This is a genomic window from Streptomyces sp. NPDC048751, assembly GCF_043198595.1.
Lineage (GTDB): Bacteria > Actinomycetota > Actinomycetes > Streptomycetales > Streptomycetaceae > Streptomyces.
Genome location: NZ_JBICUX010000012.1, coordinates 206,482 through 229,448 on the forward strand (window position 1 = coordinate 206,482; position 22,967 = coordinate 229,448).

A 22,967-nucleotide genomic window follows, 5' to 3' on the forward strand; every position below is an offset into this window, starting at 1 on the left:
TGCGTCCAATGCGCCCTACATGTCCTATATAAGGAGTGGTCGTGGACCCACAGCCACCGCTTATGGTGCTCTGACGGCCCGTGGGAAAAGCTGACGGCATACAAAAGCACATGCACAGCTGCAGCGCGCCGGGTCGACGACGAGCGTGAACGAGCGTGACCGAGTGCGACCGAGGACAACAGCCGTGGATCGAGGAGAAGAGCTGTGAGCACCGAGAACGAGGGCAACCCGGTACCCCCGGCCCCGTCCGCACCCCCCGTGCCGGTGGCATCTCCCGCGGTATCCCCACAGGCGGCCGCGCACGAGGGCGGCGCGCCGACGCCCCCGCCCCCGAGCGCACACGGCGGACCGGCGAGCGCGCAGGGCGGGCCGGAGCCGACACACCCCGGGCACCCGCCGACGTACCCGGCGGCCTCGAACGGCGCGCAGGGCCCCGAGGGCGGTCACCAGCCCACGGGTCACCAGCCCCAGCCCCCCACGGGTCACCAGCCCCCCACGGGTCACCAGCCCACCGGGCCTGAGGCCGGTTGGCCGCCCCCGCCGCCCGCCACCCCGTCGTACGCCGACGGCGGCGGCGCCGGTACGGGATGGGACGGGTCGGCCGGCGGCGGTGCCGGTGGCGCGGGCGGCGGATGGGGTGCCGCGTACCAGCAGCAGCCCGCGCCCGCACCGAAGAAGGGGCGCGGCGGACTGATCGCCGGCATCCTCGTGGCCGCGCTGGTCGCGGGCGGCCTGGGCGGTGGCCTCGGCTACACGCTGGCCAAGAACGACGACGACAGCGGCTCCACCACCGTCTCCGCCTCCACCAGCGGCGGCTCCGTCAAGCGCGACGCGGACACCGTCGCGGGCGTGGCGGCCAAGGCGCTGCCGAGCACCGTCACCATCGAGGCGGAGTCAAGCAGCGGCGAGGGCGGCACGGGCACCGGGTTCGTCTTCGACCGTCAGGGCCACATCGTCACCAACAACCACGTGGTGGCCGAGGCGGTCGACGGCGGCAAGCTGACCGCCACGTTCCCGAGCGGCAAGAAGTACGACGCCGAGGTCGTCGGCCACGCGCAGGGCTACGACGTGGCGGTCATCAAGCTCAAGAACGCCCCGTCGGGCCTGAATCCGCTCACCCTGGGCAACTCCGACGACGTGGCCGTCGGCGACTCCACGATCGCCATCGGCGCCCCCTTCGGCCTGTCCAACACGGTGACCACCGGCATCATCAGCGCGAAGAACCGCCCGGTGGCCTCCAGCGACGGCTCCGGCAGCCAGGCGTCCTACATGAGCGCCCTGCAGACCGACGCGTCGATCAACCCGGGCAACTCCGGCGGCCCGCTGCTGGACGCCCAGGGCAACGTCATCGGCATCAACTCCGCGATCCAGTCCACCGGCAGCGGCGGCATGGGCGGCAGCGGCCAGTCCGGCTCGATCGGCCTGGGCTTCGCCATCCCGATCAACCAGGCCAAGTACGTCGCCCAGCAGCTGATCAAGACCGGTAAGCCGGTGTACGCCAAGATCGGCGCGTCCGTCTCCCTGGAGGACTCCACGGGCGGCGCGAAGATCACCGACCAGGGCTCCACCCCGGTCGAGTCCGGCGGCCCCGCGGACAAGGCCGGCCTCAAGCCCGGTGACGTCATCACCAAGCTCGACGACCACGTCATCGACAGCGGCCCCACCCTGATCGGCGAGATCTGGACCCACCAGCCCGGTGACAAGGTCACGATCACCTACGAACGCGGCGGCAAGACCCACACGGCCGAGGTCACCCTGGCCTCCCGGGTCGGCGACAACTGACCCACTCCTTCTCGCCCGGGGCCTCGCGGCCCCACCGCGAGCACGCCGAAGGCCGGCACCCTCTCCGGGTGCCGGCCTTCGGCGTGCTCGGGGTCGGTCAGGCGACCAGTTCCTGCTCCTGTTCCTTCGCCGGGGCTTCGTCCTGCTCCTGCGGCTTGCGGTCCCGCATCACCAGGGTGGCCAGGACCGCCGCCGCGAGGACGCCGATCGCGCTGACCGTGAAGGTGGCCGTCATCGAGTCGATGAAGGCTTCGCGGGCGGCTCGGACGAGGTCCGTGTCCCGACCGGCCACCGCCAGGGCACCGCCGATGGACTGGCGGGCGGCCTCGGGGGCGTCGGCTGGCATCTCGGCGGCGTAGCCGCTGGTCAGCAGGGAGCCGAGGATCGCGATACCGAGGGCGGTGCCGGCCTGCTGGATGGTGTCGTTCAGGGCCGAGCCGACGCCCGCCTTGTCCGCGGGGATGGTGCCCATCAGCGCGCCCACCGCGGCCGGCATCGCCAGACCCGCGCCGAGGCCGAGCAGACCGAGCGAGATCGCCGGGACGGTGAAGCCGGAGCCGGCGTCGACGGTGGTCAGCAGGGCGAAGCAGGCGACCATCACCAGCATGCCGGACAGGATCACGAAGCGGTTGCCGATCTTCGCGGCCAGCTTCACACCCATGCCGTTGCCGATCAGCGCGGCGATGGCGAGGGGAAGGAAGGCGAGGCCCGCCTTGACGGGGGAGTAGCCGAGGACGAACTGCAGGTACTGGGTGAGGACCAGCAGCAGACCGCCGTTGCCGATCTGGACCAGCGCCAGCGAGAGCGAACCGCCGCTGAAGTTGCGGTGCTTGAAGAGGACCAGCGGGACCATGGGCGCCTTCGTGACGTTCTCCCACCCCACGAACCCGGCGAGGGCGACGAGGGCGACGGCCAGGGTGGTGACCGAGCGGCCGCCGAACGCGCCGTGCTGCGGGATCTCGATGATCCACCAGACCAGCGCGGTCATGCCGACCGCGGAGAGCACGGCACCCAGCGGGTCCGCCTTCTGCCAGGGCGCCTTGGACTCCGGCATCAGGACCACACCGGCGACGATGGCGAGGACGACGACGGGGACGTTGAGGAAGAAGATCGAGTGCCAGGAGAAGTGGTCGATCAGGACCCCGCCCAGGACCGGGCTGCCGACCAGCCCCAGCATCGACACCGAACCCCAGGCCGCCATCGCCTTGCCGCGCTCCTCCTCGTCGAAGACGGTGATGAGGATCGAGAGGGTGGACGGCATGATCAGTGCCCCGCCGACGCCCATCGCGGTGCGGACGGCGATCACTTCGCCGGGGTTGGTGCAGAGCGTCGCCGCCAGTGAGGCCGCCCCGAAGAGCACCAGCCCGATCAGCATCACCCGTCGGCGGCCGAAGCGGTCGCCGAGGCTGCCCGAGGTGAGCAGGAGACCCGCGAAGACCAGGATGTAGGAGTCGAGGATCCACTGCGTGTCCTGGGCGCTCGCGCCGAGGTCCTCGGTCATCGAGGGCACCGCGACGGTGAGCGCCATGCTGTCGATCGTCAGGACCACCGTGCTCAGGCACAGCACGACGAGGATCCACCAGCGACGCGGATTGCGTCCGTCCTTGCTGCTTTCGGTGCGGGCTTCCATCGGTTCCCTGCTTCCTTCCGGCCTGCGAACACGAGTCCCTTGCTGCGAACAGTGTTCCGTTGCCGCGAACGCTGTTCCCTTCGTTGCGAACACTGTACGCATGACGGAACGGTGTGCGCAACCCTTGAACGCTGTACGCCGTTCCCGCGGGCCTTACGGTCAGGCGCGCTCCCGGGAGCCCCGCGCCGGTCGTGCGGCGAGCGCCGCGCACAGGGCCGCGAGCGGGAGTTCCGCGGCCGCGGCCATGGCGACGGCGACGGCCAGTTCCGGGCCGGGGGCGGCGGTGGCGAGGTCGATGCAGGCATCGGCGAGGAGGAGCACCGCAGCGGCGGCCGCGGGCGCGCGGTGACGGGGATCGGCCCGTAACAAGCGGCTGCCGGCGGTGAGCAGTGCGATGGCCTCCAGGGCGTCGAGGGCGACCCAGGCGGCGGCCTCGGCGGGCGGCAGGGTGCCGGCGAGGTAGCCGAGCCAGGGCAGCAGGGTGAGACCCGCACCCGTGAGCAAGCGGCCCTGCCAGAGGTGGCCGCGGCCGGGACGGACGGAGCCGCGGGCCGAGCCGGTGGGGCAACAGCCTTGGGCGACTGAGGAGTTGAAGGCAAGGAGGGCCACGTCGGAGGTCTCTTCCCGTGTCAGGAACCCGGCCGTCGGGCTCGTGATCAACCTTCCGGTTTCCCTCGGCCGGAGTCAGTAGCACCTCTGTCCGTCCGGGGGTGGCACTGGCTACACCCCCGTTCCGGACAGCAGTTGCATGTCGGTCCGCGGTGCCCGGCACCTACGGTTGGGCCATGAAGATCCCGCCCCGGCTGCGGCGAGCGCTCACCCGCCTGACCCGCGACACGGCCTTCCTCGCTCTGGGGGCGCCGCTCCACCTCCTCATGGGCTTCCTGCTGCTCATGATCTTCGGCCTCGGGTGGGAGATCATCGGTGGAGGGGACAGCAGCGCACCGGTGGTCCTTGGGTTCGCACTGGTGCTGACGGCGTGCTCCGTGCCGGTGCTGACCGCGGCCCAGCGCCGGCGTTTCCGTCACTTGCTCGGGATCGACATACCCCACCCGGGCTGGCGACGCCCGTGGCGCCAGTTCGGTTACCACTGCCTGGCCGGGGCGTTGTTCGGCGGACTCGAAGTACTGGTGGTGGGGCTGCTGGTGGCCGGAGTCGCCGCGTCACTGACCTCGGCATGGGTCTACGCCCTGCCCTGGCAGTGGCGGATGGAGCACCTCGGCTACACCACGCAGGCGGCGTACGTCTCCGTGGTGGGCCTGGCCGTGCTGGCCGCCGTCCCGGCCCTGGCCGGCGCCCTCGTACGCCTGGAGTGCCACATGGTGCCCGCCCTGCTCGGCCGCAGCAGGCAGGAGGACCTGGCGCGGCGGGTCGAGGACCTCACCGAGAGCCGGGCCGGCGCGGTGGACGCGGCGGACGCGGAGCGACGGCGTATCGAACGGGACCTGCACGACGGCGCGCAGCAGCGGCTGGTCTCGCTGGCGCTGAACCTGGGTCTGGCCAAGGCCACGCTGGTGGATCTGCCGCCGGAGGCGCGGGAGGTGATCGACACGGCGCACCGGGAGGCGAAGGAGGCGATCGAGGAACTGAGCGCTCTGGTACGTGGCCTGCACCCGGCCGTCCTGGACGAACTCGGGTTGGACGCCGCGCTGTCGGGGCTCGCGGCCCGCGCCCCCCTGCCCGTACGGCTGAGGGTGGATCTGCCGCGACGACCGGCGCCGGCGGTGGAGGCGGTCGCGTACTTCGTGGTCTCCGAGGCGCTGACAAATGTCGCCAAGTACGCGCGGGAGGCGACGCGGGCGGATGTGACGGTCACCCTGGTGGGCGAGATACTGCGGGTGATGATCGCCGACGACGGTCTGGGCGGGGCCGATCCGTCCAAGGGGAGCGGCCTCACGGGGCTTGCCCAGCGGGTGCGGTCGGTGGACGGGACATTCCGGATGAGCAGCCCTGTGGGGGGACCGACCGTGATGAATGTGGAGCTGCCGTGCCCGAGCTGAGGCGTGCCGTGATCGCCGAGGACTCCGTGTTGCTGCGGATCGGGCTGGTCAAGGTGGTGGAGATGGCCGGCTTCGAGGTCGCGGCCGATGTGGGCGACGCACAGGACCTGCTGGCCGCGGTCGAGGAGCACCGGCCCGACCTGGCGGTGGTGGACGTACGGATGCCGCCCGGCTTCACCGACGAGGGGGTGCGCGCCGCCCTGTCGATCCGACAGACCCGGCCGTCCACCGCCGTACTGCTGCTCTCCCAGTACGTCGAGGAGCGCTACGCCGCCGACCTGCTCGCCGCCAACACCAGCGGGGTGGGCTATCTCCTCAAGCAACGGGTCGCGGACGTCGAGGAGTTCGTCGAGGCGCTGCGGCGGGTGGCGGACGGCGGTACCGCGCTCGACCCGCAGGTCGTGGCCCAGCTGTTGGTACGGCGGCAGAGTGATCCGCTGGAGCGGCTGACGGCCCGCGAACGGGATGTCCTCGCCCTGATGGCCGAGGGCCGCTCCAACGCGGGCATCGCCGCCCAGCTCGTGGTCAGCGAGAGCGCGGTCGCCAAACACATCAACAACATCCTCGCCAAACTCGACCTCCCCAAGGCGGACGCCGACCACCGCCGGGTCCTGGCCGTGCTGCGTTTCTTGGGAGTGGGCCCCTGAAGCGGCCATGGTGATCACCTGCCCCCGAGCAGGACAGAGATCAGATGCTGATCGGAGTGGCGGTTCCGGGGACCGCAACGAAGCCAGTGGGCCCTGAAGGGGTCCCCTTCGCTGAGGGGCACCCCTTCCGCATGGGGCCGTCTCACGTCCGGCACTTCCACGCGGTGACCTCCAATGTCCGCCGTGGTCGGCCCTCCGTTGCCCACGGACCGGATCGGCCGGCATCAGCGGCTCGATCCGGATCTCCATGGCATCAGCGATCAACAACCGGACAGGTACCCCCGACCAACTGACCAGCCGTCAACGCTGTGAATTCAGTTCCAATCGGGCCACTCGTTCTTGTCGTCGTGCTTCTTGCCGTTGTCATCGCCGTGCTCGTCGTGCTTCTTGTCGTGGTCATCGCCGTGCTCGTCGTGCTTCTTGTCGTGGTCGTCACCGTGCTCGTCGTGCTTCTTGTCGTGGTCGTCACCGTGCTCGTCGTGCTTGTTGCCGTTGTCGTGGTCGTGATCACCGGGCTTCGTGGGGGTGCCGGTGCCGGTCGGAGTGGCGGTCGGGGTGGCGGTGCCGGTGGGGGTGGCGGTGCCGGTGGGGGTGGCGGTGCCGGTGGGGGTGGCGGTGCCGGTGGGGGTGGCGGTGCCGGTGGGGGTGGCGGTGCCGGTCGGGGTGGCGGTGCCGGTGGGGGTGGCGGTGCCGGTGGGGGTGGCGGTGCCGGTCGGAGTGGCGGTGCCGGTGGGGGTGGCGGTGCCGGTCGGGGTCGCGGTGCCGGTCGGAGTGGTCCCGCACTCACCCTGGAAGATCGTGTTGGAGTCCAGCGTCACGGCACCGTTGCGGGCCAGCAGCCGGCCGTTGACGGTCGTCCCCGTGGTGGCACTGATCGAGGTCAAGGCCAGGACGTTGCCCACGAACGTGGAGTTGGTACCGAGAGTGGCCGAGCTGCCGATCTGCCAGTACACGTTGCACGGGTTGGCGCCATTGGTGAAAAGTACCCGGCTGGCGGATGCCGTCGTCAGCGTCGAACCGACCTGGAACACCCACACGGCATTGGGGTTGCCCTGGCCGTTCAGGGTGAGGGTGCCGGTGATCTGGGCGCTGACGGGCACCTTGTAGACGCCCGGAGTCAGCGTCTGGCCACCGAGCTCCACGGGATCACCGGTGTACGTGACGTCCGCTGCCTGCCCGGCGGCCTGGTTGTACGCCGTGGTCAGATCGTTCTGAGCCTGGAGAGCGACGGCGTCAGCAGCGTGGATAGTGCCGGGCGGCAGCACTGCGCCGGGCGGGAACCCCACGACCGCCGTACCCGGACTCACTCCGACGCTGCGCTCGACGGTCGTCGGGCCGGTGTTGGTGACTGTCGAACCAGCCAGTACTCCGAAATCTCCTGCCGTACCCAGAGGTACAGCTGTGGCAACGGCACTTGCGCGTGTCGGCGACAGCGCAAGTGCGGCAGCGGCGATCACCGCGGTTACTACCGCCGCGATCCAAAGCGACAAGGTGCGCCGTGATACACCGGGGACATTCAGCGTCATCGGGGGCCCAACTCCTGTGAGTGGTGGTGCCTAATTGGCGGCCTGACGGCGGCATATTATTCGAGGAAGGGATCGAGTTACGGTTGATTTGAGAGCCTTCGCTAGAATTGACCAACCAATCACGCCAATGAATAAAGATGCTTAATGGGCCGGATGGTGCTGACCGGTTTACTCCGGCCGGGTGCCAGGGCGGGCGTCACGGGGGGGGGGGGCAAATCTTCTTAACGATTCTCGGAATCCATGAAGAGGGCCTGGCCGCTGCCGGTATTTACCTGGGCGAGAACCTGATCGTGAACGGAGCGCGGCCGATGCAACCGTCGGGACATGCCCCAGCTGCGCCGGCGCGGTAATCGACTTGCGGATGGGGGAACTCTCACGTGCGAGCACACGGAAAGGGCGGCTCCGGCATCTGGACGCCGGAGCCGTTGTCTCAGCCTTCGGCGCGGCATACGGAAGACTCCGGCACCGCCGCGGATAAGGTTCGCTCCGGGCGGGTTCACCGGAGTTCAAGGCTGGGGTGCCCCCGACGAATTCGAGGGCACCGGCCTGTCAGTCCTGATTCAGGAGCTTGACGGTAGGGTTGTCCAGAAGGTTGGCGTTGTTCAGAACGCTAGCGTTGTCGGCTTTGACGGGAATCAGACCGAGGAGCTTATCGTCGGCGATGGCCGGGGAGCCGAGGGCGGCGACAAGAGCCACTGATGCGACCAGCGCGCTAGCGATTCGACGCATTTCTGTCTCCTTGACGTAGGTGGGCGCCGATTGACTCGACGAAGGGTTGGCAGTCTCATACTTCCCCGGTCGAGACAGAATCTTATGATTATCACTCGAATGCTCCGGGCGACATCGCGCGGCCCCGACGGCCGAAGTGGTGGAGAGCTCTCATGCCTGGTCCACTCAGGGCCGCTATGAAGCTCGACAAGCTTCGTAGTGACCCTTCGAAGAAGAAGGTCGTAAGGCGGTACGAGTGCCCATGCCGAGGCGTCTGCGCATTCACGCGAGTATGCGAGTTGTCGCATTGACCGGAGCCCCTGTGCCCTCTCGTGGACGATCCGGACAGAGCTACGGATCAGAGGGTGATGAAGGAGGGGGCGCGGCGGCGTTCCTCCCGCTGGTGCGGGAGGAACGCCGAGGAGAGGTCCACCAAAGGAGAATGTTTGGTGCATCCATATAGTACCTTTCCCCCGGATCGGGTGAATAACGCCGGTCGGCGACCGCCCAGCCTCGAATGGAGGAGCACTGGTGCGGGACTTTATGGGTGCGGAACCGGCCCCTCGCCTGTGAAGGCCACCAAAGGCGCCCGTGATCGTCGATGCGTGACGGCCCCATCAAGCGAATCGGCTGTTCTTGGCCATCGGGGAGGCCAGGACGCCTCGCCGCCGCGCTGCAGCCGTCAGCGTTGCTGCTCGCGCGCAACTCCACATCGGGACGGAGGATTTCCGGGGACACGGACTGAGCGCCGCCGTGATGGCAACCGTCGCCATCGGCGCCTATGGGCACGCAAGCCGCAGTGACGTTGGCTTGTCCGAGATCGACTTCTTCATGGACCGAGCCGTGGTGGACCAGTTCGGTCCTGACCACTTCGCCACCGCCCAGATGATGCGCCTCGACACCACAACGGGCCGGCTGCGGCCAGGGGCCCGCGGTCAGCGAGCTCACACTGAGGCCGGGCTACCGCATCCCCTGCTTCACCGACGGGCTCATCGAGCACCACGAGCCAGGCGAACAGCCCTTAGGTGAAGACCAACTGATCGACCGGGTCCCCTCGTCGAGTGGCCGGGCCGCTCGGAAACCGATCACGTTGGAACCTGACCTTGGTTCGCCCGTGTGCCCCTGTGAGCGGCGGCCTGTGTCGCTGGTAGTAATGACCCAGGAACGGTGCTGATCAGAGTGGTAGAGGCCTCAGCGGAAACCGCGTCAGTGGGCCGCGTGTGGACCACGGACCCCGCACGGCACCGGAGGCCGGTACGCTGTACCCGCCCCGCCCCAGGTGAGCGGGGCACAGGTGGGTTGCCCGAGCGGCCTAAGGGAACGGTCTTGAAAACCGTCGTGGCAGCGATGTCACCGTGGGTTCAAATCCCACACCCACCGCAGGCGAACGGCCCCTGACCAGGTAAACCGGTCGGGGGCCGTCCTCGATCCTGTTCCGGCGGTCTCGACAAGGGCGTCCTTGCCCGCTCTGCAGCACCGGCCGCGCCCGAACCGTCCACCACCCCGCCCGTGTCACCAGGACTCGGCCGATCCCCCGCCGGAGGCATTGCCCTGCGCGCTACGGGACCACCTTGGTGTCCCGTGGGGTCACTTCTTCTTGTTCGCGCGGTCGAGTTCGCTCTTCACGGCTTGTTCGTTCTGGCCGAGGAGCCGCTTCTCGAGGCTGGTGTCGTCCTCGCGGGAGAAGTGTTCGCCGCTTGCGATGTCCTCCTTGCTCAGGACGCGTCCGCACCACTCCCCCTGGGCGGCGGTGTGGTCGTCGAACGGTACGGCGGCGCCCTCGCCGAGGACGGTCCACTTGTCGTCGGCCCAGCGCAGGGCGAGGAGATAGGTGTGGCCGGTCTCCAGGCGGGGGGCGTCCGCGGTCGTGGACTTGGTGCGGTTGCCGCTCTCCCGGTACACCTGCCAGCCGGCGGCGACCATCTCGAAGTCCTTGCCGAGCTCGCGGCCGGGGCTCTTGGCGGACCACAGCAGGTTGTCCGTACGGAAGGTCACCTTGCGGTCGGTCTTGTACGCGACCGCGCCCAGCTTGAAGTCACGTCTGTTGGTGTCCTCCTCCGCGGTCGGGGTCGCCACGACGACATGGTCGGCGTGCGAGACCCAGTCCTCCGCGGTCTGGGAGGGGAGCTCGTCGTTGGGGATTCCGCAGCCGACCACCGTGTCCAGGCCGCCCTTGCCGACCAGGACACTGGCGACGACTCCGGCGAGGGCCAGGCACGCGGCGACGGGCCGTCCCGTCAGACGGTCGGGAAGTATGGATCGCATGGCTATCGGGACTCCTGGGCGGTGGCGAGGGCGGGACCGCAGCAGGTGAGGGCGCGTAAGCGGGCTCGTACGTTCAACTGGGGACCCCCGTTCTCGGACAGAGCGAGGCCGGGAAGCACCACACGGTGCCTCCCGGCCTCAGTGACGTTGCGAGGATGAAGACGATCAGTCGGCCGCTTTGGTGGCCCTGCCGACCGGTGTCGTGTTGATCACGTCGTCCCGCTCCGGATGCTCCGGAGGACGCTACGAAGCCGCCGCCCCGCGCAGCAGCCGCAACTGGCCGATCTCCGCCGCGTTCTTCATCAGTTCGGCGTTCGCCCAGGCGAGCATGTCGGCGACTGTGTGGCGGGGATCGTTCGGCCAGGGGAACGGGGCCGTCGCGGCCAGGTCCGGGTCGGTGAGGTCGGCGAGCGCGGTCAGCCAGGCCGTGCGCAGGTCGCGCAGCCAGTCGGCCGTCGGCCTTCCGGGGCCGGGCCAGGTGACGCTGGTGCGTTCGCGGGGCGGATCGCCGCGCACGTGGTCGAGGGTCACTCCCCACCACCAGCCGATGTGCCAGCTCAGCCAGCCGATGGTCGGCACGGGTACCGGATCGGGCTCGCTGTCCGCCCAGTCCGGCACCCAGGTGCCTTCGGCGGACCGGTGCATCGTCCAGCAGTGCGGCGCCGGTTCCCAGAGGAAGTCCTCGGGCGTCAGCCGGTCCAGGTGGTACTCGAACAGGGCCCAGGTCAGGTCGAACTGGCCGCGTAACAGATCACAGGGGGGAACGGTCATCGACCGACTCTCGCCGAGCGGGAGAGGGTTCTCCAGGGGTTTTCGCCGGGCCGGGGCGCGGCAGGCGGCGCAACACCGCGAGCCGATGCCGGGCGCGTCGATCTAGAGCTCGTAGTCCCGGGCCAGCTCCTCCCAGGCCAGCCCCCGAAGCCCCGCCTCCGCGTCCTCCTCGGACGGGGCATTCGGTGACTCCTGGAACCACACCACGGTGAGCTTCGAGCGGTACAGGGCGGGGTCGTGGTCCGGCGTGATCGGCGTCGAGTGGAACGCGCCGACGCAGGCCACGGGTGGCAGGGTCTCCATCGGGCCGAAGGCGCCCGTGTAGGGGTCGTCCGGCTGTGCGCGCGGGGGGTCGACGAGGTGGACCGGGCCGGTGGGGGAGGTCTGCTCCGCCTGGGCCAACTGGCCCTTGATCTCCATGTCGTTGACGATGCGGCAGGGATACCCCTCCAGCATCCCGCTGTACGTCGAGGACAGCCGCAGCTCGGACAGGGCGATCGTGCGGCCGGAGGTGAGGGTGATGCGGGTGAGGGCCATGGGGGCACACGTTAGGGCAGCGCTTCGTCGGGGGCCTCCGCTTTTTGTGAGCGGTGCAGGGTCATGCGTTCCGCCGAAGCGATCGTGGAGCGTGCCTCGCGGGCCGTGAGGCCGGTGTGGACGGCGGCGTCGACGAGGGCGTCGGCCAGGTCGGGGCCGACGCCGTCCTCGTAGGCGCGGCAGGCGGCCCAGAAGAGGCGGGTGTTGCGCTGGCCCTCGTGCGCGGCGAGGACGAACTGGAGCAGGCCCTGACCATGTCCGCCGTGCCGCGCCCCGGACGGGGAAGGGTGGCGGGGCGGGGGGAGCAGCAGGCGCAGGAGTGAGGGCGGGCAGGGCGCGGGCGGCAGGTGGGCGGTGCCGGGGGCGGCGGCGTAGACGCCGTGGTCGGTACGGGAGCCGGGGCCCACGAGGTAGCCGCCGGCACCGCGGATGTCGATGCCGGGGGCCAGACGGCCCGCCGAGTTCGGCACGACGACGTCCGGCGGGCCGCTCAGCCACAGGTGGCGGCCGCCGCTGGGGGTCACGACGACGACGGTGGCGGGAATGGTGAACAGGTGGCGCAGGGCGAGTTCGCGCAGGGCCGCCGTGGAGTCCGTACCGGTCTTGGTGTCCAGGTCGACGCCGATGAGGTGGTGCGGGGGGAGGCCGCAGGCGATGCCGTAGCCGGTGGCCCAGGGGGCCGCGCCGAACAGGGCGCGGATGCGCGCCGGGTCCGTCGAGGCGTCGTACACGCCGTGGCCCGGGCGGCCGCACTCGCCGTGGCAGGGCGGTGCGGCGGGGTCGTCGCGGTGGGGGGAGCGCAGGGCCGGGAGCTTGGTCCGGGACAGGGGGATGACGGCCAGGCCGCGTTCCGCGGCTGACAGCGCGTGGGCGAGGGCCATGGTGGTGGCCTGCCGGGGGTGCCGGTCGATGATGGCCATGCCTCTATGTTCGTACGGATGTTCGAAAAGGGGAAGGGGGTTTCTCCTTCGGCCGTGCGTGCGCGTGCACCCGGGACGCGGCCGTGCGTGCGCCCGGGACGCGACCTTGACAGTGGTCGCCATCTGACGGACAGTCAGAAACCCTCGTACCGGAAGGAGTACGGCCGTGGACGACCAGCTCGCGGTGCGGCTGAAGGCCTACGAGGGGCGGCCCGCCGCCGTCGCCGGCGTCGGCAAGGACCCCGTGAACGCGCCCATGATCCGGCACTGGTGCGAGGCGATGGGCGACCACAACCCGGTGTACAGGGGCCCCCGCGCCGTCGCCCCGCCCACCATGCTCCAGGTGTGGACCATGGGCGGCCTCTCCGGCCACGCGGGACGCGCACCGGCGTACGAGGAACTCCTCGGGCTGCTCGACGGCGCCGGGTACACCGCGGTCGTCGCCACCGACTGCGAGCAGGAGTACATGCGGCCCCTGCGCCCCGGCGACGAGATCACCTTCGACACCGTGATCGAGTCGGTCTCCGCGCGCAAGACGACCAGGCTGGGCAGCGGCTACTTCGTCACCACCCGCACCGACGTCCGGGCCGGCCCGGAACGGGAACTGGCGGGCACGCACCGCTTCCGCATCCTCAAGTACGCGCCGGCACAACCAAAGCCCCCCGCACAGCAGAAGCCCCCCGCACGCGAGGACCACCGCCCCCGCCCCGTGATCAACCGCGACAACGCCGGCTTCTGGGCCGGCGTCGAGCGCAGCCGGCTGCTCATCCAGCGCTGCACCGCCTGCGACACCCTGCGCTTCCCCTGGCTGCCGGGCTGCACCACCTGCGGTTCGCCGGAGTGGGACACCGTCGAGGCGAGCGGCGAGGGGACCGTGTTCTCGTACGTCGTGATGCACCACCCGCCCTTCCCGGCGTTCGACCCGCCCTACGCGGTCGGGCTGATCGAGCTGGCGGAGGGCGTGCGGATCGTCAGCAACGTGGTGGGAGTGCCGTACGACAAGGTGCGGATCGGGATGCCGGTGCGGCTGGAGTTCCGGCGGTACGACGAGGAGTTGACGCTTCCGGTGTTCCAGGGGGTGGCCGAGTGAAGGTCGGTGACGTGCTGCCGTCGCTGGAGATCGAGGTGACGCGGACCCTGATCGTCGCCGGCGCGCTCGCGTCCCGCGACTACCAGGACGTGCACCACGATCCCGAGGCGGCCCGTGCGAAGGGCTCCCCGGACGTGTTCATGAACATCCTCACCACCAACGGCCTGGTCGGCCGCTACATCACCGACGTCCTCGGCCCGGAGGCCGTGCTGCACAAGGTCGCCGTCCGGCTGGGGGCGCCCAACCACCCCGGGGACACGATGGTGCTGACGGGCGTGGTCGAGGAGATCCTCGACGAGGACACGGCCGTGGTGCGCGTCACCGGCGACAACAGCCTCGGTCGGCACGTCAGCGGCACGGTGACGGTCACCGCTCCGAGGCTGGGAGACCCGCGCAGGGGCATCGGGACCGTGACGGTCACCGTCTCGGGCGGTGATGCGGAGTGAGCGTACGCGCGCGTGACGCCCTCGGTGGGCGGGCTGCCGTCGTCGGTATCGGGGCGACCGAGTTCTCCAAGGACTCCGGGCGCAGTGAGCTGCGGCTCGCGGCGGAGGCGGTGCGCGAGGCCCTTCAGGACGCGGGGCTCACGCCGGCCGACGTGGACGGCATGGTCACCTTCACGATGGACACCAGCCCGGAGATCACCGTGGCCCAGGCCTGCGGGATCGGTGAGCTGTCCTTCTTCTCCCGCATCCACTACGGCGGCGGCGCGGCCTGCGCGACCGTCCAGCAGGCGGCGCTCGCCGTCGCCACGGGCGTGGCGGAGGTCGTGGTCTGCTACCGCGCCTTCAACGAGCGGTCGGGCCGGCGCTTCGGCTCGGGCGTCCAGCATCGCGAACCCTCCGCCGAGGGGGCCGCGCTCGGCTGGTCCCTGCCGTTCGGACTGCTCACCCCGGCCTCCTGGGTGGCGATGGCGGCGCAGCGGTACCTGCACGCCTACGGGCTCACCCCGGAGGCGTTCGGGCACGTGGCCGTCGTCGACCGGGCGTACGCGGCGACCAACCCGGCCGCGTACTTCCACGGCCGCCCCATCACGCTCGCCGACCACGCGGACTCGCGCTGGATCGTCGAGCCGCTGCGGCTGCTGGACTGCTGCCAGGAGACGGACGGCGGCCAGGCCCTGGTCGTCACCTCCGTCGAGCGGGCCCGCGACCTGGCCCGCCCGCCCGCCGTGGTCGCCGCGGCCGCCCAGGGCGCGGGCCGGGCGCAGGAGCAGATGACCAGCTTCTACCGCGACGACCTCACCGGCCTGCCCGAGATGGGCGTGGTCGCCCGCCAGTTGTGGCGCACCTCCGGGCTGGCGCCCGCCGACATCGACGTGGGGATCCTGTACGACCACTTCACCCCGTTCGTGCTGATGCAGCTGGAGGAGTTCGGCCTCTGCGCGCCCGGCGAGGCCGCCGACCTCGTCGCCGAACGCCGCCTGCCCCTCAACACCCACGGCGGCCAGCTCGGGGAGGCGTACCTGCACGGCATGAACGGCATCGCGGAGGCGGTACGACAGCTGCGCGGCACGGCCGTGAACCAGGTGCCGGGGGCCGAACGCGTCCTCGTCACGGCGGGGACGGGCGTACCGACGTCGGGGCTGGTCCTGACGACGGACGCGTGATCCCGGCCGGAGCCGGCTGCTGCGTGCGTCCTACCCCCAGGGGCGAACCCGTAGTACGCCCCGCCCTCGCCTCCACCTACAGGAGGTGGACCCAGCACCACCCCTACAACCTGAGGCGGACTCGGCTTCAGGACCTGCGGCCGATCCGGTGGAGGGGCCCTCGCTCCTAGCGTTGAGCCATGACCCCACCCGTCATGACGCCCCGCTGCACCAGCGCCTCGAACGCCGCGACCCGGCCCCGGCCGTACGCGACGTACTCCTCCTTCTCGTCGTACGTCAGGGCCCGCCAGCCGGTGCTGCTGCGCACCGCCCGGTCGCTCACCGCGAACCCGTGCGACGCCGAGGACCTGCTGCAGACCGCGCTGGCCAAGACGTACGTGGCGTGGGAGCGCATCGAGGACCACCGGGCGCTGGACGGCTATGTGCGCCGCGCGCTGCTGAACACGCGCACCTCGCAGTGGCGCAAGCGCAAGGTCGACGAGTTCGTGTGCGACGAGCTGCCCGAACCGGAGCCGATGCCGGGCGGCGACGACCCGGCGGAGCGGCAGGCCCTGCACGACGCGATGTGGCGGGCGATCGCGAAACTTCCCGCCCGGCAGCGGGCCATGGTCGTCCTCAGGTACTACGAGGACCTGAGCGAGGCCCAGACGGCCGAGGTGCTCGGCGTGTCGGTGGGCACGGTGAAGTCGGCGGTGTCGAGGGCGCTCGGCAAGCTGCGCGAGGACCCGGAGCTGGAACTCGCGCGCTAGGTTTGTTCGTTCAGAGCACGGGCCCCACATGGCAGGCGGCCTCCCCGCGCAACGACATGTGATCGATCACCCGGAGCTAGTGACATACCGCGCGGTATGTGCGCAGAATCGGCCCAGGCTTGACCACCGCGTTGCCATGTCGCCCGGGAGGACACCGTGCTGAGCACGATGCAGGACGTACCGCTGCTGATCTCGAGGATCCTGACCCACGGGTCGACGATCCACGGCACCTCACAGGTGACCACCTGGACCGGCGAGGGCGAACCGCACCGCCGCTCCTTCGCCGAGATCGGCGCCCGCAGCGCCCAGCTGGCGCACGCCCTGCGCGACGAGCTCGGCGTGGCGGACGACGACCGGGTCGCCACGCTCATGTGGAACAACTCGGAGCATGTCGAGGCCTACTTCGCGATTCCCTCCATGGGCGCGGTCCTCCACACCCTGAACCTCCGCCTCCCCGTCGAGCAGCTCGCCTGGATCGTGAACCACGCGGCCGACAAGGTCGTGATCGTCAACGGTTCGCTCGTACCCCTGCTGGCCCCGCTGCTCCCGCATCTGACGACCGTCGAGCACGTCGTCGTCTCCGGCCCGGGCGACCGTTCCCCGCTCGCGGGCGCGGCCGCGCGGGTGCACGAGTACGAGGACCTGATCGCCGGGAAGCCGACCGCGTACGACTGGCCCGAGCTGGACGAACGCCAGGCCGCCGCCATGTGCTACACCTCCGGCACGACCGGCGACCCCAAGGGCGTGGTCTACAGCCACCGCTCGATCTACCTGCACTCGATGCAGGTCAACATGGCCCAGTCGATGGGGCTGACCGACCAGGACAACGCGCTGGTCGTGGTCCCCCAGTTCCACGTCAACGCCTGGGGCCTGCCGCACGCCACCTTCATGACCGGCGTGAACCTGCTCATGCCGGACCGTTTCCTCCAGCCCGCGCCCCTCGCCGAGATGATCGAGGCCGAACGCCCGACCTACGCGGCCGCCGTCCCCTCCATCTGGCAGGGTCTGCTCGCCGAACTGACCGCCCGGCCGCGGGACGTCAGCTCCCTCGGCCAGGTCACCGTCGGCGGCTCGGCCTGCCCGCCCTCCCTCATGACCGCCTTCGACAAGCTGGGCATGCGCCTCTGTCACGCCTGGGGCATGACGGAGACCTCCCCGCTCGGCACGGTCGCCCGGACGCCCGCGCACGTGGTCGGCACCGACGAGGAGTTCGCCTACCGCGTCACCCAGGGCCGCTTCCCGACCAGTGTGGAGGCCCGCCTCACCGGCCCCGGCGGCGAGCGCCTCCCCTGGGACGGCGAGTCCGCGGGCGAGCTCGAGGTGCGCGGCCCCTGGATCGCGGGCGCCTACTACAACGGCGTCGGCGCCGAGCCCCTGCGCCCCGCCGACAAGTTCAGCGAGGACGGCTGGCTGAAGACCGGCGACGTCGGCACCATCAGCGCGGAAGGCTTCCTCACCCTCACCGACCGCGCCAAGGACGTCATCAAGTCCGGCGGCGAGTGGATCTCCTCCGTCGAGCTGGAGAACGCCCTGATGTCCCACCCGGACGTCGCCGAGGCCGCGGTCGTCGCCGTGCCCGACGAGAAGTGGGGGGAGCGCCCGCTGGCCACCGTGGTCCTGAAGGAGGGCGCCACCGCCGACTTCGAGATCCTCCGCGCCTTCCTCGCCGACGAGGGCCACATCGCCAAGTGGCAGCTCCCGGAGCGCTGGACCGTCATCGAGGCGGTGCCGAAGACGAGCGTCGGCAAGTTCGACAAGAAGGTGCTGCGCAGGCAGTACGCGGAGGGCGAGCTGGACGTCAAGCGGCTCTGAGGGGCTGTGCAGGGGGCCCGCTGGGACCTCACGAACCGTACGGCTCGTGAGGGCCCAGCGGTCTGTATGACGCTAGTTCGCTAGTTCGTTCCAATCCGGGCCAGCAGGTCCACGATGCGGCTCTGCACCTCCGTGCTGGTCGAGCGCTCGGCGAGGAAGAGAACCGTCTCCCCGGACGCCAGCCGCGGCAGGTCGGCCTGGTCGACGGCGGCCGTGTAGACGACCAGCGGGGTGCGGTTGAGCTGCCCGTTCGCCCGCAGCCAGTCCACGATCCCGGCCCGGCGCCGGTGCACCTGCATCAGGTCCATCACGACCAGGTTCGGCCGCAGCTGCCCGGCGAGCGTCACGGCGTCCGTGTCACTCGCCGCCCGCGCGACCTGCATCCCGCGCCGCTCCAGCGTCGACGTCAGCGCCAGCGCGATCTCCGCGTGCTCCTCGATGAGCAGCACCCGCGGCGGATGCTGCTCGCTGTCCCGAGGCGCCAGCGCCTTCAGCAGTACGGCGGGGTCGGCGCCGTACGCCGCCTCGCGCGTCGCCTGCCCGAGCCCGGCCGTGACCAGCACCGGCACCTCCGCGGCCACGGCGGCCTGCCGCAGCGACTGGAGCGCGGTGCGGGTGATCGGCCCGGTCAGCGGGTCCACGAACAGCGCGGCCGGGAAGGCGGCGATCTGCGCGTCGACCTCCTCGCGCGAGTGCACGATGACGGGCCGGTACCCGCGGTCGCTCAGCGCCTGCTGGGTGCTCACGTCCGGCGCCGGCCACACCAGCAGCCGCCTCGGGTTGTCCAGCGGCTCCGGAGGCAGCTCGTCGTCCATCGGCTGCGGCCGCGGCGGGTCCGCCACCTCGACCGCCCCGCCGGGCCCGTCCAGCGGCTCCGGCCCCTCGGCGGCGTTCTCGTCGGGCGCGCCTATGGCGTACGACCGTCCCGCCCCCTCCGTCGCCTGCGCGAGCCGGGACTGACCGGCCAGGGACGGCTGGGGCTGGGCCTGCGGCTGGGGCGGCGGGGTCTGGCCCTGGGGCTGCCGCGGGGCCTGCCGCGGGGTCTGTACGGGCGGCTGCTCGGTCTGGGGATGCGGGCGGGCCGTCTGCTCCGGGGGTGTCGCGACCGTGGCGACCGGCTCCTGCCGGGTACCGAGCTTGCGACGCCGGCCCGAGCCGCCCGACTGGTGCGGGGGAGGCGTCTGGGCCGTCGGCTGCTGCACCTGCGCCGCCTGCCGCGTGAACGGCACACCCTGGCCCAGGGTCCGCACGCTGATGGCCCGGCCCTGGGTGGAGTTCGGGTCCACGGGGGCGGCGGGGGCGGCGGGAGGGGCCGTGGTGGTGGCGGTGGTCGCGGCGTTCTCCGCGGGGAGGGGCTGTGCGGCGCGGGGCTGCGCCTGCTGCGGCTGTGCTTGCTGTGCTTGCTGGGGTTGTGCGGGTGCCGTGGCCTCCGGCGGGAGGGGGGTGCCCGGCGCCGGGGTGCCCGGGGCGTTCGGCGCCTGCGGTGCGGGCGCCTGTGGTGCGGGTACGGCGGTGCCGTTCGGCGGTACGGGCGTCCCGGCGTCCGGCGTCTCGTCGTCGGCGAGGAGCCACGGCTGCGGGGCGGGCGTACCGGCGGCGGGGGTGCCCTGGGGGGCGCCGGGTGCCGGGGCCGGGAGGGGCTGGCCGGGGGTGGGCTGCCCGGGCACCGGTTGGGCGGGCGCGGGCACCGGGCCACCGGGAGCGGCCTGCTCCGGCTGGGCCTGCGCCTGCTGGGCCGGGGCGTGGCCCTGACCCGCCTGCGCGGGAAGGGGCTGTCCGGGAGCGGGCTGCTGCGCGGCGACGGCGGGCGGGGCCTGCCCCTGAACCTGATCCGGCTGAGCGGCCGGGGCGGCCTGAGCGGCCGGAACCGCGGGACCGGTCGGGACCGGCGGCGCGGGGGCCTCCTGCCCGGGCGTACCGGCGCCCTCCGCCGGCCGGGCCACGGCGCGTCGACGACGGCCCGTCGGAGCGCTCGTGGGGTGCGGCTGCGGCGGAGTGTGATCGTCGGACTGGTCATGCGGGACGGCGTCGTGCCGACCCTGGTCGGCCAGGGCGTCGGCGGGGACACCGGGAGCGGAGATCGGCATCTGCTGGGGGATCTGGACAGATGCCTGCGGTGCGACCGGCTGCGCGGCCTGTGCGGCCTGTGCGGCCTGCGGGGCAGCCTGCTGCGGAATCTGCTGCGCCATCTGCGGGGGAACCGGCTGCGGCACGGCACCCTGAGCCGGGGCCTGCGCCTGCGCGGGAACCTGCCCCGGCGCGATGGCCGTACCCGGCACACCGGCGGCACCAGGCGCACCACCCGGCGCACCTGCCGTACCGGGCGCGCCCTCCGTGCCCTCCGCGGCCTCCGCCGTCCGGTCCGCCTCCGCCGGCGGCAGGGCGAACACCGCGCGGGGCCCGGCCTGCTGTGCGGCGGCACGTTCCGTCGCCGCGGCCAGGGCACGCCGACGGCGCCCGGTCGGCTGGGGGTTCTCCCCGTTCGCGCCGTCCTCGGAGCCACCCGCGCCGGAAGCGGCGGGCAGCGCCGGCGGCAGCGCGTGCTGTTCGTCGTCGGCACGCCGGGCGCGCCGCCCGCCGGCCACGGGCACGCCCTGCGGCGGAACGGTGCCGCCCAGTCCCGTGTTCGAGGCGGCGGTACCCGCGGCATGCTCGGCGGCCGTCATGACGGCACCCTCGGAGACGCCCGGTGCGGTCCCCTGAGGCAGCGCGTGGACCAGCCCCGGAGGCAGCGCCTGGGCCGCACCCGCGGCTGCCGCGCCGGCGGCGTCCTCGGCCGGCCGTCCACGCCGCCGCCCGGTACCGCCGGAGACCTCGCCACCGTCGCCCGGCGCCGGGGTGGGCGCCTCCACCTCGGCGGCCGCACGTCGGCGCCGCCGACCGGTGGGCACGGCGACCTCGGCGCCCGAGCCACCAGAGCCGTCACCGGCGCCGTCCGCGGTGTCCGTACCGCCGCCCTCGGAGCCCTCGCCGCCCGGAACCCCGATCTCCAGGAACGCGTCCGTGGAGCCCCGCCGCCCACGCCGACGCCCACCACCGGACGTCTGCCCGGCTGCGGTGCCGCCGTCGTCGACGCCGCCCGCGGCTCCGGCCCCGAGCGCGGCCGGTGCCTGGGCCGCGACGGCCCCCGCCCCTTCCCCGAGCGGGACTTCGAGGACGTACGCGCTGCCGCTCATGCCCGGCACCTCGTGCGTCTGCAGCACGCCGCCGTGCGCCCGGACGATCCCGCGCACGATCGGCTCGTGCACCGGGTCTCCCCCGGCGTACGGCCCGCGCACCTCGATCCGTACGACCTCGCCGCGCTGCGCCGCCGCCACGACGACGGTGTTGTCCATGTAACCGCCCGCCGAGACGGGCGAGTTCCCGGTCGCGTCCACGCCGGCCACGTCCGCGACGAGATGCGCGAGCGCGGTGGCGAGGAGCCGCGAGTCGACCTGGGCCTCGATGGGCGGCGCGTGCACCGCGAACTGCACCCGCCCGGGCCCGATGAGCTCGACGGCCCCGTCGACACCGGCGGCGACGACGGAGTCGAGCATCACGTTCGTACGGGTGATCGACTGGTCGCCGGTGTCGATCAGCTGGTAGCCGAGGACGTTGTCGATCAGGGTCGTGATCCGGGAGTAGCCGGCCGACAGGTGGTGCAGCACCTGGTTGGCCTCGGGCCACAACTGCCCGGCGTCGTCCGCGGCGAGCGTGGCGAGCTCGCGGCGCAGCTCGTCCAGGGGCCCGCGCAGCGAGCGCCCCAGCAGCGTCAGCAGCTGCTCGTGCCGGGCGGCGAGGGCCTCGTACCGGTCCTTCTCGCGCTCGGCGAGGGCGGCGTACCGGTCGTCGCCGGCCGCCAGCTCCTCCTCGTGCTGCTCGCGCAGCTCCTCCACCTCGGTGACGTGCTGCTGGCGCAGCGCGGTGAGGTCGGAGGCGTGTTCCTCGGAGAGCCGCTCCAACTCGTCCTCGTGCCGCTTCTCGACGGCCGCCTTCTCCTCGGCGAGGGTGTCGTAGGGGCGCCGGTCGGTGAAGGTCATGACGGCACCGACGAGCTGGTCGCCGTCGCGCACCGGGGCGGTGGTCAGGTCGACCGAGACCTTGTCCCCGCTCTTGGACCACAGCACCTGCCCGCGCACCCGGTGCTTGCGCCCGGAGCGCAGGGTGTCGGCGAGCGGGGACTCCTCGTACGGGAAGGACGTGCCGTCGGCGCGCGAGTGCAGGACGAGGTCGTGCAGCTCCTTGCCGCCGAGATCACTGGCGCGGTAGCCCAGGATCTGCGCGGCGGCCGGATTGACGAGGACGATCCGCCCGTCGGTGTCGGTCCCGACGACTCCCTCGGACGCGGCCCGCAGGATCATCTCGGTCTGCCGCTGCGAGCGCGCCAGCTCGGCCTCGGTGTCGATGGTGCCGGACAGGTCGCGTACGACCAGCATCAGCAGTTCGTCGCCGGTGTAGCCGTAACCGTCGTAGGCCTGCTGCCCGTTCTCGAGGTTCGCGCTGGTGACCTCGACCGGGAACTCGGTGCCGTCCGTCCGCCGCGCGACCATCCGCGTCGGCTTGGTGCGGCCGCGCGGGTCCATGTGGTCGGGCCGGCGCATCGACCCCGGGATGAGCCGCGAGTCGAACTGCGGCAGCAGATCGAGCAGCCCGCGCCCGACGAGGGCGGTGCCCGGCGTCTCGAAGGCCTCCAGGGCGATGGTGTTGGCGTTGACGACGGTCCCGTTGGCGTTGACCAGCACCAACGCGTCCGGCAGCGCGTCCAGTATGGCTGCGAGGCGAGCAGCGCCTCGGGATGGCCTGCTGCTCACGAGTCGCTTCCTCCCTGTTACCGCACCTTGCCGACCGCTCGGGCCATCTTGCCAACCGGCCCGCGGCGTGTCACGCGAGGGAGTCTAAGGCTTGCGGTTGCGGTCGCGGCGCCGGATGAGAGGGAGCTCGC

Annotated in this window: 17 protein-coding genes, 1 tRNA gene and 2 pseudogenes; 10 read left to right on the forward strand and 10 right to left on the reverse strand. The window is 71.8% G+C overall.

Annotated elements, in window-relative coordinates:
• The first annotated feature begins 204 nt into the window (after positions 1-204).
• On the forward strand, positions 205-1,782 hold the full coding sequence (locus ACGFNV_RS33345) for a trypsin-like peptidase domain-containing protein (RefSeq protein ID WP_393627635.1): 1,578 nt from the start codon (positions 205-207) through the stop codon (positions 1,780-1,782).
• A gap of 97 nt (positions 1,783-1,879) precedes the next feature.
• Here ACGFNV_RS33345 and ACGFNV_RS33350 read toward each other — a convergent pair whose 3' ends face one another.
• Positions 1,880-3,412, reverse strand: coding sequence for an MFS transporter (locus ACGFNV_RS33350; protein ID WP_393627636.1), 1,533 nt, complete (start codon positions 3,410-3,412; stop codon positions 1,880-1,882).
• Between the two features lie 159 nt (positions 3,413-3,571).
• Positions 3,572-4,072 (reverse strand): hypothetical protein, encoded by a 501-nt coding sequence (locus ACGFNV_RS33355; RefSeq protein WP_393627638.1) that lies wholly within the window; start codon positions 4,070-4,072, stop codon positions 3,572-3,574.
• Positions 4,073-4,197: 125 nt separating this feature from the next.
• Here ACGFNV_RS33355 and ACGFNV_RS33360 point away from each other — a divergent pair, with 125 nt between their 5' ends.
• Complete coding sequence (locus ACGFNV_RS33360; RefSeq protein ID WP_393627640.1) at positions 4,198-5,412, forward strand: sensor histidine kinase; 1,215 nt, start codon at positions 4,198-4,200, stop codon at positions 5,410-5,412.
• Between the two features lie 8 nt (positions 5,413-5,420).
• Entirely contained in the window at positions 5,421-6,059 is a 639-nt protein-coding gene (locus ACGFNV_RS33365; protein WP_393627781.1) for a response regulator, read from the forward strand.
• A gap of 145 nt (positions 6,060-6,204) precedes the next feature.
• On the opposite strand, the pseudogene ACGFNV_RS33370 reads toward ACGFNV_RS33365, so the two are convergent.
• From ACGFNV_RS33370 to ACGFNV_RS33380, 3 genes and pseudogenes are all read right to left on the reverse strand, one after another.
• Positions 6,205-6,308, reverse strand: a pseudogene (locus tag ACGFNV_RS33370) (IS5/IS1182 family transposase); the annotation flags it as partial.
• Positions 6,309-6,373: 65 nt separating this feature from the next.
• Positions 6,374-7,585, reverse strand: coding sequence for an ice-binding family protein (locus ACGFNV_RS33375; protein ID WP_393627642.1), 1,212 nt, complete (start codon positions 7,583-7,585; stop codon positions 6,374-6,376).
• A 549-nt stretch (positions 7,586-8,134) separates the two neighbouring features.
• Entirely contained in the window at positions 8,135-8,314 is a 180-nt protein-coding gene (locus ACGFNV_RS33380) for a hypothetical protein (protein ID WP_393627644.1), read from the reverse strand.
• 684 nt (positions 8,315-8,998) lie between these two features.
• Here ACGFNV_RS33380 and ACGFNV_RS33385 point away from each other — a divergent pair.
• Both ACGFNV_RS33385 and ACGFNV_RS33390 read left to right on the forward strand, forming a co-directional pair.
• Positions 8,999-9,344, forward strand: a pseudogene (locus ACGFNV_RS33385) (SpoIIE family protein phosphatase); the annotation flags it as partial.
• A 242-nt stretch (positions 9,345-9,586) separates the two neighbouring features.
• Positions 9,587-9,673: transfer RNA gene (locus tag ACGFNV_RS33390), tRNA-Ser, on the forward strand.
• Between the two features lie 207 nt (positions 9,674-9,880).
• Here the strand turns inward: ACGFNV_RS33390 and ACGFNV_RS33395 are convergent.
• The 4 genes from ACGFNV_RS33395 to ACGFNV_RS33410 all read right to left on the reverse strand — a co-directional run bounded on the left by ACGFNV_RS33395 (position 9,881) and on the right by ACGFNV_RS33410 (position 12,786).
• Positions 9,881-10,558, reverse strand: coding sequence for a hypothetical protein (locus ACGFNV_RS33395; RefSeq protein ID WP_393627645.1), 678 nt, complete (start codon positions 10,556-10,558; stop codon positions 9,881-9,883).
• Positions 10,559-10,801: 243 nt separating this feature from the next.
• Positions 10,802-11,329 (reverse strand): DinB family protein, encoded by a 528-nt coding sequence (locus tag ACGFNV_RS33400; RefSeq protein ID WP_393627647.1) that lies wholly within the window; start codon positions 11,327-11,329, stop codon positions 10,802-10,804.
• 102 nt (positions 11,330-11,431) lie between these two features.
• Positions 11,432-11,866: a hypothetical protein gene (locus ACGFNV_RS33405; protein WP_393627649.1), complete on the reverse strand. Its 435-nt coding sequence runs from the start codon at positions 11,864-11,866 to the stop codon at positions 11,432-11,434.
• A gap of 11 nt (positions 11,867-11,877) precedes the next feature.
• A complete protein-coding gene (locus ACGFNV_RS33410; RefSeq protein WP_393627651.1) occupies positions 11,878-12,786 on the reverse strand; it encodes a bifunctional DNA primase/polymerase in 909 nt (302 codons plus the stop codon).
• 166 nt (positions 12,787-12,952) lie between these two features.
• Between ACGFNV_RS33410 and ACGFNV_RS33415 the strand changes: the two genes are divergently transcribed.
• The 5 genes from ACGFNV_RS33415 (at position 12,953) to ACGFNV_RS33435 (ending at position 18,046) form a co-directional block, all read left to right on the forward strand.
• Positions 12,953-13,876, forward strand: a complete 924-nt coding sequence (locus ACGFNV_RS33415) for a bifunctional MaoC family dehydratase N-terminal/OB-fold nucleic acid binding domain-containing protein (protein WP_393627653.1) — start codon at positions 12,953-12,955, stop codon at positions 13,874-13,876.
• The gene (locus ACGFNV_RS33420) at positions 13,873-14,322 is read left to right on the forward strand and encodes a MaoC/PaaZ C-terminal domain-containing protein (protein ID WP_393627654.1); all 450 of its coding nucleotides are present in this window, start codon (positions 13,873-13,875) and stop codon (positions 14,320-14,322) included. The genes ACGFNV_RS33415 and ACGFNV_RS33420 overlap by 4 nt, the downstream gene beginning before the upstream one ends.
• On the forward strand, positions 14,319-15,485 hold the full coding sequence (locus ACGFNV_RS33425; protein WP_393627656.1) for a lipid-transfer protein: 1,167 nt from the start codon (positions 14,319-14,321) through the stop codon (positions 15,483-15,485). The genes ACGFNV_RS33420 and ACGFNV_RS33425 overlap by 4 nt, the downstream gene beginning before the upstream one ends.
• 179 nt (positions 15,486-15,664) lie before the next feature.
• On the forward strand, positions 15,665-16,234 hold the full coding sequence (locus ACGFNV_RS33430; RefSeq protein WP_393627658.1) for a SigE family RNA polymerase sigma factor: 570 nt from the start codon (positions 15,665-15,667) through the stop codon (positions 16,232-16,234).
• Positions 16,235-16,402: 168 nt separating this feature from the next.
• Positions 16,403-18,046 carry a long-chain fatty acid--CoA ligase gene (locus ACGFNV_RS33435; RefSeq protein ID WP_393627783.1) on the forward strand — a complete coding sequence of 548 codons (1,644 nt, stop codon included), beginning with the start codon at positions 16,403-16,405 and terminating at the stop codon, positions 18,044-18,046.
• Positions 18,047-18,126: 80 nt separating this feature from the next.
• On the opposite strand, the gene ACGFNV_RS33440 is transcribed toward ACGFNV_RS33435, so the two are convergent.
• Positions 18,127-22,836 (reverse strand): PAS domain-containing protein, encoded by a 4,710-nt coding sequence (locus tag ACGFNV_RS33440; protein WP_393627660.1) that lies wholly within the window; start codon positions 22,834-22,836, stop codon positions 18,127-18,129.
• Positions 22,837-22,967 lie beyond the last annotated feature (131 nt).